9 protein-coding genes and 3 tRNA genes are annotated in these 12,426 nt (G+C 61.2%); 10 read left to right on the forward strand and 2 right to left on the reverse strand.

Annotated features, from left to right (window positions below):
• Positions 1-3: 3 nt before the first annotated feature.
• Positions 4-1,392, forward strand: coding sequence for a cysteine--tRNA ligase (cysS, locus tag N5C91_RS13555; RefSeq protein ID WP_279830107.1), 1,389 nt, complete (start codon positions 4-6; stop codon positions 1,390-1,392).
• A 64-nt stretch (positions 1,393-1,456) separates the two neighbouring features.
• Here cysS and folD read toward each other — a convergent pair whose 3' ends face one another.
• Positions 1,457-2,311 carry a bifunctional methylenetetrahydrofolate dehydrogenase/methenyltetrahydrofolate cyclohydrolase FolD gene (folD, locus tag N5C91_RS13560; RefSeq protein ID WP_236175169.1) on the reverse strand — a complete coding sequence of 285 codons (855 nt, stop codon included), beginning with the start codon at positions 2,309-2,311 and terminating at the stop codon, positions 1,457-1,459.
• A gap of 262 nt (positions 2,312-2,573) precedes the next feature.
• Here folD and N5C91_RS13565 point away from each other — a divergent pair.
• From N5C91_RS13565 to N5C91_RS13605, 9 genes are all read left to right on the forward strand, one after another.
• A tRNA-Arg gene (locus tag N5C91_RS13565) sits at positions 2,574-2,650 on the forward strand.
• A 31-nt stretch (positions 2,651-2,681) separates the two neighbouring features.
• A tRNA-His gene (locus tag N5C91_RS13570) sits at positions 2,682-2,757 on the forward strand.
• Positions 2,758-2,809: 52 nt separating this feature from the next.
• Positions 2,810-2,894, forward strand: a tRNA-Leu gene (locus N5C91_RS13575).
• A gap of 142 nt (positions 2,895-3,036) precedes the next feature.
• Complete coding sequence (gene tig, locus N5C91_RS13580; RefSeq protein ID WP_037010414.1) at positions 3,037-4,347, forward strand: trigger factor; 1,311 nt, start codon at positions 3,037-3,039, stop codon at positions 4,345-4,347.
• A 93-nt stretch (positions 4,348-4,440) separates the two neighbouring features.
• The gene (gene clpP / locus N5C91_RS13585; RefSeq protein ID WP_024763281.1) at positions 4,441-5,079 is read left to right on the forward strand and encodes an ATP-dependent Clp endopeptidase proteolytic subunit ClpP; all 639 of its coding nucleotides are present in this window, start codon (positions 4,441-4,443) and stop codon (positions 5,077-5,079) included.
• 107 nt (positions 5,080-5,186) lie between these two features.
• The gene (gene clpX, locus N5C91_RS13590) at positions 5,187-6,467 is read left to right on the forward strand and encodes an ATP-dependent Clp protease ATP-binding subunit ClpX (RefSeq protein ID WP_236175168.1); all 1,281 of its coding nucleotides are present in this window, start codon (positions 5,187-5,189) and stop codon (positions 6,465-6,467) included.
• Between the two features lie 133 nt (positions 6,468-6,600).
• A complete protein-coding gene (lon, locus tag N5C91_RS13595; RefSeq protein ID WP_279830108.1) occupies positions 6,601-8,997 on the forward strand; it encodes an endopeptidase La in 2,397 nt (798 codons plus the stop codon).
• Positions 8,998-9,133: 136 nt separating this feature from the next.
• Positions 9,134-9,406, forward strand: a complete 273-nt coding sequence (gene hupB, locus N5C91_RS13600) for a nucleoid-associated protein HU-beta (protein ID WP_003087931.1) — start codon at positions 9,134-9,136, stop codon at positions 9,404-9,406.
• A 228-nt stretch (positions 9,407-9,634) separates the two neighbouring features.
• Positions 9,635-11,524, forward strand: coding sequence for a SurA N-terminal domain-containing protein (locus N5C91_RS13605; RefSeq protein WP_236175166.1), 1,890 nt, complete (start codon positions 9,635-9,637; stop codon positions 11,522-11,524).
• An 89-nt stretch (positions 11,525-11,613) separates the two neighbouring features.
• Here N5C91_RS13605 and fabI read toward each other — a convergent pair whose 3' ends face one another.
• The gene (gene fabI, locus N5C91_RS13610; protein ID WP_279830109.1) at positions 11,614-12,411 is read right to left on the reverse strand and encodes an enoyl-ACP reductase FabI; all 798 of its coding nucleotides are present in this window, start codon (positions 12,409-12,411) and stop codon (positions 11,614-11,616) included.
• Between the last annotated feature and the right edge of the window lie 15 nt (positions 12,412-12,426).

Genomic DNA, 12,426 nt, shown 5'->3' on the forward strand with positions numbered 1-12,426 from the left:
GCGATGGCTGAACTGCAGATCTACAGCACGCTGTCCAAAACCAAGGACGCTTTCAAGCCGCTGGTCGGCAACCAGGTACGCATGTACGTGTGCGGCATGACCGTCTACGACTTCTGCCACATCGGCCATGCCCGCGTGATGGTCGCGTTCGACGTCATCGCCCGCTGGCTGCGTCATCGCGGCTATGACCTGACTTACGTGCGCAACATCACCGACATCGACGACAAGATCATCCGTCGCGCCCAGGAGAACGGCGAATCGTTCGAGGACCTGACCGCCCGCATGATCGCCGCGATGCACGAGGACGAGGCGCGCCTGTCGGTGCTGCGTCCGGACATCGAGCCGCGCGCCACCGGCCACATCGCCGGCATGCACGAGATGATCCAGACCCTGATCGACAAGGGCTACGCCTACGCGCCGGGCAACGGTGACGTCTACTACCGGGTCGGCAAGTTCGCCGGCTACGGCAAGCTGTCGCGCAAGAAGATCGAAGACCTGCGCATCGGTGCGCGCATCGAGGTCGACGAATCCAAGGAAGACCCGCTGGACTTCGTGCTCTGGAAAGGCGCCAAGCCGGGCGAGCCGAGCTGGGAGTCGCCCTGGGGCGCTGGTCGTCCGGGCTGGCACATCGAGTGCTCGGTGATGTCCACCTGCTGCCTGGGTGAGACCTTCGACATCCATGGCGGCGGCCCGGACCTGGTGTTCCCGCACCACGAGAACGAGATCGCCCAGAGCGAGGCTGCCACTGGCAAGCTCTACGCGGCCAGTTGGATGCACGCGGGTGCAGTGCGCGTGGACGGCGAGAAAATGTCCAAGTCTCTGGGCAACTTCTTCACCATCCGCGAAGTGCTGGAGAAGTACCACCCGGAAGTCGTGCGCTTCCTGCTGGTCTCCAGCCACTACCGCAGCCCGATCAACTATTCCGAGGACAACCTGAAGGAAGCCAAGGGCGCGCTGGAACGTTTCTACACCGCGTTGCGTGGCCTTCCGCAGGTGGCTGCTCAGGGTGGTGAGGAGTTCGTCGAGCGTTTCGGCGCAGCGATGGACGACGATTTCGGTACGCCGGAAGCGGTTGCCGTGCTGTTCGAGATGGTCCGCGAGGTCAACCGCCTGCGCGACAGTGATCTGGCGGCGGCTGCCACGCTGGCGGCTCGTGTGCGTGAGCTGGGAGCTCTGCTCGGCGTGCTGCAGATGGATGCCGACGAGTTCCTCCAGGCCGGCGCGGCCGGCAAGGTCGATGCGGCGCAGGTGGACGCGCTGATCCAGGCGCGCCTGGATGCCCGCGCGGCGAAGAACTGGGCCGAATCCGACCGCATTCGCGACGAGCTGACCGCTCTGGGCGTGGTGCTGGAAGACGGCAAGGGTGGTACCACCTGGCGTCTCGCCGAGTAATCACCGCCCGGAAATGAAAAAGGCCGCTGAATCAGCGGCCTTTTTCTTGTGCGTGTCGAACCTGTCAGGGATGCAGGTGTTCGGCAGCGTACAGGGTGTTTTCCAGCAGGCAGGCGCGGGTCATGGGGCCGACGCCGCCTGGAACCGGGGTGATCCAGCTGGCGCGCTCGGCAGCCACGTCATATTCCACGTCGCCGACCAGCTTGCCGTCTTCCTGGCGGTTGATGCCCACGTCGATGACGATGGCGCCTTCCTTGATCCACTCGCCCTTTACCAGGCCGGGTTTGCCGGCGGCAACTACCACCAGATCGGCGCGGCCGACGTGATCGGCCAGGTCGCGGGTGAAGCGGTGAGTGACGGTCACGGTGCAGCCAGCCAGCAGCAGTTCCAGTGCCATGGGGCGGCCGACGATGTTGGAAGCGCCTACGACGACGGCGTCCAGGCCGTACAGGTCGACACCGGTGCTTTGCAGCAGGGCCATGATGCCCTTCGGCGTGCACGGGCGCAGCAGCGGGATGCGCTGGGCCAGTCGGCCAACGTTGAAGGGGTGGAAGCCGTCCACGTCCTTGTCCGGGTTGATGCGCTCCAGCAGTTGGGAAGCATCGAGATGGGCGGGGAGGGGTAGCTGGACCAGAATGCCGTCGATGGCCGGATCGGCATTCAGGCGGTCGATCAATGCCAGCAGCTCTTCCTGGGTGGTGCTGGCGGGGAGGTCGTAGGCCTGGGAGATAAAACCGACCTCTTCACAGTCCTTGCGCTTGTGCGCGACATAGACCTGAGAGGCGGGGTCGCTGCCGACCAGGATCACAGCCAGGCCGGGGATGCGCAGTCCTTGCTGGCGGCGTTCGTTGACGCGTTGGGCAATCTGCTGGCGGAGGCTGGCGGCGATCGCTTTGCCGTCGATCAGTTTTGCAGTCATGTCGGGGGGATAACCATTAAGGCGGGTGAAAAGAAGGCGCGCATTTTCGCACGCTGCCTTCATAAGGCAAAGGCGGGCGCCCCCGATTTGCCGTAACTCCTTTATCTCTTTGAATTTTTTTTAAAAAAGTTGTTGACGGGGTATGGCCTCATCGATAACATGCGCCCCGCTTGCCGAGCACAGCCTGAAACACGAAAGAGGCGGTGCCAACCGATTCAGTGGTTTCACTGAGTCTGCTTAGCAAGGGTTGCCGCCACTTAAAGCGCCCGTAGCTCAGCTGGATAGAGCATCCGCCTTCTAAGCGGATGGTCGCAGGTTCGAGTCCTGCCGGGTGCGCCATGTGGCGTTCGGAACAAGCAAGTGTAATATGGTGGGCGTAGCTCAGTTGGTAGAGCACAGGATTGTGGCTCCTGGTGTCGTGGGTTCGATTCCCATCGTCCACCCCATATTCCGAAGCGCCAGGCCCAGAGCCTGGCGTTTTCGTTTCTGCGGTACCCTGCGGACGTGGTGAAATTGGTAGACACGCTGGATTTAGGTTCCAGTGGCGCAAGCTGTGAGAGTTCGAGTCTCTCCGTCCGCACCATCTTCTTTCCATAAGCTCTCGCATCCGTGAATTTCCGCAGCTTCCAGTCAGGGTGACTTCTGCATTTCTAGCTACTAGAATGCTTGCCCTTGATTCTGGGAGCCGGAAGGACCGGCTTACGTCTGTGCCACGAGGAATATCCATGCAAGTTTCCGTTGAAAGCACCTCCGCTCTTGAGCGCCGCATGACTGTTGGCGTGCCGGCCGAGCGTATCGAGACCGAAGTCAACAAGCGTCTGCAGCAGACCGCTCGTCGCGCCAAGGTTCCTGGCTTCCGTCCCGGCAAGGTGCCGATGAGCGTGATCCGTCAGCGCTACGAAGCCGCCGCTCGTCAGGAAGCCCTCGGTGACCTGATCCAGGAAACCTTCTACGAAGCCGTGGTCGAGCAGAAGCTGAACCCGGCTGGCGCTCCGTCCGTCGAGCCGAAAGTGTTCGAGAAGGAGAAGGGCCTCGAGTACATCGCTACCTTCGAAGTCTTCCCTGAATTCCAGGTTGCCGGTTTCGACGGCATCAAGGTCGAGCGCCTGCAGGCCGACGTGGCCGATGCCGATCTCGACAACATGCTGGAAATCCTGCGCAAGCAGAACACCCGCTTCGAAGCCGTTGACCGCGCCGCTCAGAACGACGACCAGGTGAACATCGACTTCGTCGGCAAGATCGACGGCGAAGCCTTCGCTGGCGGCTCTGCCAAGGGCACCCTGCTGGTACTGGGCTCCGGCCGCATGATCCCGGGCTTCGAAGAAGGCCTGGTCGGCGCCAAGGCCGGTGAAGAGCGCGTTCTGAACGTGACCTTCCCCGAGGACTACCAGAACCTGGACCTGGCCGGCAAAGCTGCCGAGTTCACCGCTACCGTCAACAGCGTCGCCGAGCCGAAGCTGCCGGAACTGAACGAAGAGTTCTTCGCTCTGTTCGGCGTGAAGGAAAGCACTCTGGAAGGCTTCCGCACCGAAGTTCGCAAGAACATGGAGCGTGAGCTGCGTCAGGCCATCAAGTCCAAGGTGAAGAACCAGGTGATGGAAGGTCTGGTCGAGACCAATCCGATCGAAGTTCCGAAAGCCCTGATCGGCAACGAAGTCAATCGTCTGCGCGTGCAGGCTGTCCAGCAGTTCGGTGGCAACATCAAGCCCGACCAACTGCCGGCCGAGCTGTTCGAAGAGCAGGCCAAGCGTCGCGTTGTGCTGGGTCTGATCGTCGCCGAGCTGGTCAAGCAGCACGAACTGAAGGCTGACGAAGCCCGCGTTCGCGAAATGATCGAAGAAATGGCTTCGGCTTACCAGGAGCCGGAACAAGTTGTTGCCTGGTACTACAAGAACGACCAGCAACTGAACGAAGTGCGTTCGGTTGTACTGGAAGAACAAGTTGTAGATACTGTCCTGCAGAAGGCCAATGTGACCGACAAGCAGGTATCCTACGAAGACGCGGTCAAGCCTGCAGAAGCTCCGCAAGCGGCCTGATCCAGCGCTTCGTTCGATTGTCACAAGCCAGCCTTCGGGCTGGCTTGTGCGTCTATAGAGACATGACTTTTTATTAGGGAGTGATCGTCGGACATGCATAATCCTTATATGCCGCAAGTTCCGAACATTCAGGCCGCTGGTGGTCTGGTGCCGATGGTGGTGGAGCAGTCCGCCCGCGGTGAGCGTTCCTACGACATCTATTCGCGCCTGCTGAAGGAGCGGATCATCTTCCTGGTCGGCCAGGTCGAGGACTACATGGCCAACCTCGTGGTGGCCCAGCTGCTGTTCCTCGAGGCCGAGAACCCGGACAAGGACATCCACCTCTACATCAACTCCCCGGGTGGCTCCGTGACTGCTGGCATGTCGATCTACGACACCATGCAGTTCATCAAGCCTGACGTGTCCACCATCTGCGTGGGTCAGGCGTGCAGCATGGGCGCCCTGTTGCTGGCTGGCGGCGCCGCTGGCAAGCGCTACTGCCTGCCGCATTCGCGGATGATGATCCACCAGCCGCTGGGCGGCTTCCAGGGCCAGGCCTCGGACATCGAGATCCATGCCAAGGAAATCCTTTTCATCAAGGAACGCCTGAACCAGGTGCTGGCGCATCACACCGGCCAGCCGCTGGACGTCATCGCCCGCGATACTGACCGTGACCGCTTCATGAGTGGTGACGATGCTGTCAAGTACGGTCTGATCGATCAGGTCTTCACTCAGCGTCCTTCTGCCGCCTGAGTCTCTCCGCTGTACCGCGGCCGGTAATCCGGCCGCTCGCGGGCTTGAAAATGCCTGCGAATGCCTTCATCTTGTCCTTCACGTATATCCCCGATTGGAACGATCGAATGACTGACACCCGCAACGGCGAGGACAACGGCAAGCTGCTGTATTGCTCCTTCTGCGGCAAGAGCCAGCACGAAGTGCGCAAGTTGATTGCCGGCCCCTCGGTCTTTATCTGCGACGAGTGCGTCGACCTGTGCAATGACATCATCCGTGAGGAGGTGCAGGAAGCACAGGCAGAGAGCAGTGCGCACAAGCTTCCGGCGCCGAAAGAGATCCGCACCATCCTCGATCAGTACGTGATCGGCCAGGAACGTGCCAAGAAAACCCTGGCAGTAGCGGTGTACAACCACTACAAGCGCCTGAATCAGCGCGAGCGCAAGGATGACGTCGAGCTGGGCAAGAGCAACATCCTGCTGATCGGGCCCACCGGCTCGGGCAAGACCCTGCTCGCCGAGACCCTGGCGCGCCTGCTCAATGTTCCCTTCACCATCGCCGATGCCACCACCCTCACCGAGGCTGGCTACGTGGGCGAGGACGTCGAGAACATCATCCAGAAGCTGCTGCAGAAGTGCGATTACGATGTCGAGAAAGCCCAGATGGGCATCGTCTATATCGACGAAATCGACAAGATCTCGCGCAAATCTGACAACCCGTCGATCACCCGCGACGTGTCCGGCGAAGGCGTTCAGCAGGCACTGCTGAAGCTGATCGAAGGCACTGTGGCTTCCGTACCGCCGCAGGGCGGCCGCAAGCATCCGCAACAGGAATTCCTGCAGGTCGACACCCGCAACATCCTGTTCATCTGCGGTGGCGCGTTCGCTGGCCTGGAAAAGGTCATCCAGAACCGTTCCACCAAGGGTGGCATCGGCTTCAATGCCGAAGTTCGCAGCCAGGAAGCGGGCAAGAAGGTCGGCGAGGCGCTGCGAGAGGTCGAGCCGGAAGATCTGGTGAAATTCGGTCTGATCCCCGAATTCGTCGGTCGCCTGCCGATCATCGCGACTCTCGACGAGCTGGACGAACCTGCACTGATGCAGATTCTGACCGAGCCGAAGAACGCGCTGACCAAGCAGTACGCAAAGCTCTTCGAAATGGAAGGCGTGGACCTCGAGTTCCGCCCGGACGCGCTCAAGGCTGTTGCCCGTCGCGCGCTGGAGCGCAAGACCGGTGCCCGTGGCCTGCGTTCGATCCTCGAAGGCATACTGCTCGACACCATGTACGAGATCCCCTCGCAGAACGACGTGAGCAAGGTGGTCATCGACGAAAGTGTCATCGAAGGTACCTCCCAGCCGCTGCTGATCTACGAGAACAGCGAGCAGCCGGCCAAGGCTGCACCTGACGCCTGAAACCAGAAGGGGCCCTAGGGCCCCTTTTTTCTTCCCATCTACCGCGCTTGTTTTTTCCCAGCCCTAACCCCATCTTAGGCCGAAGGGTCCAATCCCATCGTTTTGGCCAAGTGCCGCTGTAGAGCCGAATATCATGAAAACACTCGTCGAGTTGCCCCTGCTGCCCCTGCGTGACGTAGTGGTGTATCCGCACATGGTCATCCCGCTGTTCGTGGGACGTGAGAAATCCATCGAGGCCCTCGAGGCCGCCATGACCAGTGACAAGCAGATCCTGTTGCTGGCGCAGAAGAATCCGGCCGACGATGATCCCGGTGCGGAAGGCCTGTACCGCATGGGTACCGTGGCCACCGTCCTGCAACTGCTGAAGCTGCCCGATGGCACTGTCAAAGTGTTGGTCGAAGGCGAGCAGCGCGGCCAGGTAGAGCGTTTCATCGACGAGGAAGCTTACTGCCGCGCCGAAGTTTCGATCATTGACGAGGCTTCCGTCGGCGAGCGTGAGTCCGAGGTCTTCACTCGCAGCCTGCTCAGCCAGTTCGAGCAGTATGTACAGTTGGGCAAGAAAGTCCCCGCCGAAGTCCTGTCCTCGCTCAACAGCATCGACGAGCCCGGCCGCCTGGTGGATACCATGGCTGCCCACATGGCGCTGAAGATCGAGCAGAAGCAGGAGATCCTCGAGATCACCGAACTGTCTGCCCGCGTCGAGCACGTGCTGGCCATGCTGGATGCCGAAATCGACCTGCTGCAGGTCGAGAAGCGCATCCGTGGCCGCGTGAAGAAGCAGATGGAGCGTAGCCAGCGTGAGTACTACCTCAACGAGCAGATGAAGGCCATCCAGAAAGAACTGGGTGATATCGACGAGGGCCACAACGAAGTCGAGGAGCTGAAGAAGCGCATCGACGCCGCTGGCCTGACCAAGGAAGCCCTGGCCAAGGCCACTGCCGAGCTGAACAAGCTCAAGCAGATGTCGCCGATGTCCGCCGAGGCGACCGTGGTGCGCTCCTACATCGACTGGCTGGTCAACGTGCCGTGGAAGGCCGAGAGCAAGGTGCGCCACGACCTGGACAAGGCCGAGGACATCCTCGATGCGGACCACTACGGTCTGGAAGAGGTCAAGGAGCGCATCCTTGAGTACCTCGCCGTGCAGAAGCGCGTGAAGAAGCTCAAGGGCCCGGTGCTCTGCCTGGTTGGCCCGCCCGGCGTAGGCAAGACCTCGCTGGCCGAGTCCATCGCCCGCGCGACCAACCGCAAGTTCGTGCGCATGGCGCTGGGCGGCGTGCGTGACGAGGCCGAGATTCGCGGTCACCGTCGTACCTACATTGGTTCCATGCCCGGTCGTCTGATCCAGAAGATGACCAAGGTCGGCGTGCGCAACCCGCTGTTCCTGCTGGACGAGATCGACAAGATGGGTAGCGACATGCGTGGCGACCCCGCCTCGGCGCTGCTGGAGGTGCTCGATCCGGAGCAGAATCACAACTTCAACGACCACTACCTCGAAGTCGACTACGACCTCTCCGACGTGATGTTCCTCTGCACGGCGAACTCCATGAACATTCCGGCACCGCTGCTGGACCGCATGGAAGTCATCCGTCTGCCGGGCTACACCGAAGACGAGAAGATCAACATCGCTTCGAAATATCTTGTGCCGAAACAGACTGCGGCCAATGGTCTCAAGAAGGGCGAGCTGGTCTTCGAGGAAGCGGCTACCCGTGACATCATCCGCTATTACACCCGCGAAGCCGGTGTGCGGAGCCTGGAGCGCCAGATTGCCAAGGTCTGCCGCAAGGCGGTCAAGGATGGCGGCAAGTCCAAGCGCATCGACGCAGTGGTGACTCCGGATTCGCTGGAGAACTACCTGGGTGTGCGCAAGTTCCGCTACGGCCTGGCCGAGCAACAGGACCAGATCGGCCAGGTTACCGGCCTCGCCTGGACCCAGGTGGGCGGCGAACTGCTGACTATCGAATCAGCCATGGTTCCCGGCAAGGGCGCACTGATCAAGACCGGCTCGCTGGGCGATGTCATGGCAGAGTCCATTACCGCCGCGCTGACTGTGGTTCGTAGCCGTTCGAAGAGCCTGGGCATCGCTGCGGACTTCCATGAGAAGCACGATATCCACATCCATGTGCCGGAAGGCGCGACGCCCAAGGACGGCCCTAGCGCGGGCATTGGCATGTGCACGGCGCTGGTCTCGGCGATCACCCAGATTCCCGTTCGCGCCGACGTTGCCATGACCGGCGAGATCACCCTGCGGGGTCAGGTGCTGGCCATTGGTGGCCTGAAGGAAAAACTTCTGGCTGCACACCGGGGTGGAATCAAGACTGTGATCATTCCCGAGGAAAACGTACGAGATCTTAGGGAAATTCCGGATAATATTAAGGCCGATCTCGTTATTAAACCGGTTAAATGGATTGACGAGGTCCTGCAAATTGCGCTGCAATACGCCCCGGAGCCCTTGCCCGATGCGGCTCCCGAGATGGTTGCAAAGGATGAGAAGCGCGAGTCTGATTCCAAGGAGCGAATCAGCACGCATTAGTTGGGGGGCTTTCTTGACACTGTTTTTGAGCCCTTGTTATAAAGCGGCACTTGCTTTGTCAGTTGGCAAACCAGCACCTGCTTTTGCTTACACCTAACACATAGAAACATACTCAACAGAAATAAGGGGACTTAGAGTGAACAAGTCGGAACTGATCGATGCTATCGCCGCATCTGCTGATATCCCGAAAGCTGTTGCCGGTCGCGCTCTGGACGCGGTGATCGAGTCCGTAACTGGCGCCCTGAAGGCTGGTGACTCCGTCGTACTGGTCGGCTTCGGCACCTTCGCTGTCAAAGAGCGTGCTGCTCGCACTGGCCGCAACCCGCAAACCGGCAAGCCGATCAAGATCGCTGCTGCTAAGATCCCGGGCTTCAAGGCCGGTAAAGCCCTCAAGGACGCTGTCAACTAAGCGTCTTTTTGGACTTGACCTGGACCGGTTCAACCTTGGTTGGATCGGTCACGGAGCGATGACCCGGCTGGCGTAGGTCGGTTGGAATCATCAGGGGTCACGGGCTCAATGCCCGCAAGCTCCACCAGTTACGAGAAGGCGCATCCTCGGATGCGCCTTTCTTATATCCGCTTTTTTTTCCACGCCGCGCCGCCATTGACGGTGGGCCGTGGCCGCGTCGGGGGCCGCATGCTGCAAAACATCAGGGACAATTCCCAAGGCTGGATCACCAAGACCATCCTGGGCGTGATCGTTGTCCTCATGGCTTTGACCGGGTTCGATCAGATCATTCGCGCAACCCACCACGAGAACGTCGCTGCTCAGGTCAACGGTGAAGACATTGGTCTGCCGGAACTGCAGCAGGCTGCAGACATGCAGCGTCGCCAGCTGATGCAGCGCCTGGGCAAGGACTTCGATTCGTCCATGCTCGACGACAAGCTGCTCAAGGAATCCGCGCTGAAGTCGCTCATCGAGCGCAAGCTGGTCCTGCAGGCCGCCCAGAACGACAAGTTCGCCTTCTCCCAGCAGGCGCTGGATCAGATGATTCTGTCGACTCCTGAATTCCAGGTGGACGGCAAATTCAGCGCCGACCGCTTCGATCAGGTCATCCGCCAGATGGGCTACGACCGCATGCAGTTCCGCCGTATGTTCGGTGAGGAAATGCTGATCGGTCAGCTGCGCGCCGGCATCGCCGGCACCGGCTTCGTCACCGACGATGAGCTGAATGCCTTCGCTCGCCTGGAGAAGCAGACGCGCGATTTCGCCACCCTGACCCTCAAGGCCGATCCGGCCAAGAGCAAGGTCGAGGACAGCGAGATCAAGGCGTACTACGACGCCCACAGCGCCGAATTCATGACGCCTGAGCAGGTCACCATCGACTACGTCGAGCTGAAGAAGTCCGCTTTCTTCGATCAGGTCGAGGTGAAGAAGGAAGACCTGGATGCCCTTTATCAGAAGGAAATCGCCGGCCTGGCCGAGCAGCGCGATGCCGCGCACATTCTGATCGAGGTCAACGACAAGCAGAACGACCAGCAGGCCAAGGCCAAGATCGATGAGATCAAGGCGCGCCTGGACAAGGGCGAAGACTTCGCCAAGCTGGCCAAGGAGCTGTCCAACGACACCGGCTCCGCCGCCAACGGTGGTGACCTCGGCTTCGCCGGTCGTGGCGTGTATGACCCGGCCTTCGAAGAGTCGCTGTATGCGCTGAAGAAGGGCGAAGTCTCTGCTCCGGTGAAGACTTCCTACGGCTGGCACCTGATCAAGTTGCTGGGCGTCGAAGCGCCGGAGGTTCCGACCTTCGACAGCCTGAAGGCCAAGCTGGAGCATGAAGCCAAGACCCAACTGGTCGAGCAGCGCTTCGTCGACGCTACCAAGCAGCTGGAAAGCTCCGCCTACGAGGCCTCCGATCTGGCTCAGCCGGCTCAGGACATGGGCCTGAAGGTGCAGACCAGCAAGCCGTTCGGCAAGGAAGGCGGTGAGGGCGTGACTGCCAATCGTCAGGTCATCCAGTCCGCGTTCAGCCCGGAAGTGCTGGAGGAGGGTGCCAACAGCGGCGCCATCGAACTGGATCCGGACACCGTCGTCGTGCTGCGCGTGAAGGAGCACCACAAGCCGCAACAGGAAACCCTGGAGCAGGTGAGTGCCAGCATCCTCAAGCGTCTGCAGGTCGAGCACGCGGCCGCCGATGCCAAGACTCGCGGCGAAGCCCTGCTGGCTGGCCTGCGTGATGGCAAGATCGCGCCGAACCAGGCCCAGGAAGGTCAGCAGTGGAAGGTCGTGGAAGCTGCCGCCCGTGGTCAGGAAGGTGTCGATCCGGTCGTGCTGCAGAGCGTGTTCCGCATGGCCCGACCGGAAGGTGCCGACAAGCCCAGCTTGGGTGGTGTCGCGCTGCAGAATGGCGACTTCGTGCTGGTCAAGCTCAGCGGTGTGAGCGAGCCGGAAGCCAAGCCGACCGAGGAAGAGAAGGCGATGTACCAGCGCTTCCTCGCCTCGCGTAGCGGCCAGGATGATTTCTCTGCCTTCCGCCGTTACTTGCAGGATCAGGCGAAAGTCGAGAAATTCGACGAAGCCAAGAAGTAAGAGACCGGGGCCGCGCAAGCGGCCCTCGTTTTATCCGGTAAAAGAAAAAGGCCGCATTCGCGGCCTTTTTCTTTGCCTGGAGCAAAGCCTCAGTCGTCGCTGAGCGGACCCATCGCCGTGGTGTTGAAGCCACCATCGACGTAGAGGATCTCGCCGCTGATGCCGCTGGCCAGGTCCGAGCAGAGGAAGGCGCCGGCGTTGCCGACTTCCTCGATGGTCACGTTGCGCCTTAGCGGTGTCTGGCGCTCGTTGGCGGTGAGCATCTTGCGAAAGCTCTTGATGCCTGAGGCGGCGAGCGTACGAATGGGGCCAGCGGAGATGGCATTGACCCGAGTGCCCTCCGGGCCGAGGCTGCCGGCCAGGTAGCGCACGCCGGCTTCCAGGCTGGCCTTGGCCATGCCCATGACGTTGTAGTTGGGCAGCGTACGCTCGGCGCCCAGGTAGGAGAGGGTCAGCAGGCTGCCGTTGCGGCCCTGCATCAGCTCGCGGCCAGCCCTGGCCAGGGCGACGAAGCTGTAGGCACTGATGTCGTGGGCGATGCGAAAGCCCTCGCGGGTGGTGACTTCGGTGAAGTCGCCGTCCAACTGGTCGCCCGGCGCGAAACCCACCGAGTGGACGATGCAGTCCAGGCCGTCCCAGTGCTTCGCCAGCGCGGCGAATACGGCCTCGATGTCCGTGTCGCTGGCGACGTCGCAAGGGAAGCACAGCTCGGCCCGCGAGCCCCAGCCGGCGGCGAATTCCTCTACGCGGCCCTTGAGCTTGTCGTTCTGGTAGGTGAAGGCCAGTTCGGCGCCTTCGCGATGCATCGCCGCGGCGATTCCGGAGGCGATGGACAGCTTGCTGGCGACGCCGACGATCAGTACCCGCTTACCGCTGAGAAATCCCATGCTCGTTGCTTCCTT

The organism is Pseudomonas sp. GD03903 (genome assembly GCF_029840045.1).
Lineage (GTDB): Bacteria > Pseudomonadota > Gammaproteobacteria > Pseudomonadales > Pseudomonadaceae > Pseudomonas > Pseudomonas pseudonitroreducens.